This is a genomic window from Nocardiopsis lucentensis DSM 44048 (genome assembly GCF_000341125.1).
GTDB classification, from domain to species: domain Bacteria; phylum Actinomycetota; class Actinomycetes; order Streptosporangiales; family Streptosporangiaceae; genus Nocardiopsis; species Nocardiopsis lucentensis.
The window spans coordinates 1-1,133 of sequence record NZ_ANBC01000955.1 but is presented as its reverse complement, the minus strand read 5'-3'; the positions used below and the strand labels follow the sequence as shown (position 1 = coordinate 1,133).

The following is a 1,133-nucleotide window of genomic DNA, read 5'->3' as shown; positions in this document are numbered from 1 at the left end:
CGTAGGAGCGGTGCATCTGGTTCATGCGGCGCAGCGCGTCGCGCCCCTGGCCGGGCTCGAACCCGTGCCGCATGATGTTGCTCAGGATCAGGGCGGTGTCGTCGTACCGCTTCTGGGTCTGCCCGGTGAACGCGTCCGTCCTCCCGAGCAGTTCACCGATGCTGGGGACCGCGTAGGTGCGGTACAGGGCGATGCCCAGGGCCCGGCCCATGTCCCAGGGGAACTCCAGCGAGGTGAGGATCTGCATGATCCGCACGCAGTCGGCCTCGGGGTCCAGCCGGTGGATCTCGTCGCGCAGGTCGAAGCGCGTCATGACACTCCTTCGTCGGGGGTGGTGTGGGGCGGGGGATGGGGGAGGGACGGCGCCGCGGTGGGGATTCCGGGCACACCGACGGCACGGCCGGGCGGGGAGGCGGCCGGGCTCGGGAATCGCGCCGGAGGGGCGCGGGGAAACGGCGGGGACATGGCCGTGGACGGGGGCTGTCAGCGTTCGGACGGTTCCGCGGGCCGCGCGGCGACGGTCTCGGACGAGGCGGAGCGGGCCTCGGACGAGGTGCCGGGAGCGAGCTCCTGGCCGGGGGCGGGAACGAGCGCCCCCGTACCGGGCACCTCCACGGTGGCCAGGTCATGCGGGACCGGGCAGCCCTTGGGGAAGGTGCCGATCCGGGACGGGTCGTAGCCGTTCGGGTAGTTGCGGATGTTCGGGCTCTGCCGGGCCCGGCGCGGCCGCACGCGCGGCCTCATCCCGCGCACCGCCCTGGCGCGCAGGCGCAGGCCGGTGCGGGCGAGCACCCGCCAGGCGCGGGAGGGCTCGGGGTAGTCGAAGGCCCGGACCAGGCGGTCGTCCAGGAGGGCCCGGGTGAACGGGCGGATCAACGGCCGCTGCCATGCGGGGTAGAACCGCGCCATCAGCGCGAGGGTGGCGTCGGAGACCGCGCGGCCGCCCTCGGTGTAGGCGAAGTGCTCGCGCTCGTAGGAGTCGAAGAGCTCGTAGAACTCCTCGTAGGTCTCGGGGATGTCCTTGATCCCCATGTGTCTGCCGAGCTTGCGGTAGTAGTTGGTGCTGGCCGCGATCTCGTGCTCGGTCAGGCGGCGCCACCCGTACCCGTAGTCGTTGAGCCAGCGCACGGGCA

The 1,133-nt window shown here is 72.6% G+C and carries 1 protein-coding gene and 1 pseudogene; both read right to left on the bottom strand.

Annotated features, from left to right (window positions below; genetic code table 11):
* Positions 1–313 (bottom strand): annotated as a pseudogene (locus tag D471_RS0132255) (oxygenase MpaB family protein); the annotation flags it as partial.
* A gap of 170 nt (positions 314–483) precedes the next feature.
* Positions 484–1,133: oxygenase MpaB family protein (locus D471_RS37430; protein ID WP_017602428.1), on the bottom strand; the 650-nt coding region annotated here is incomplete at its 5' end.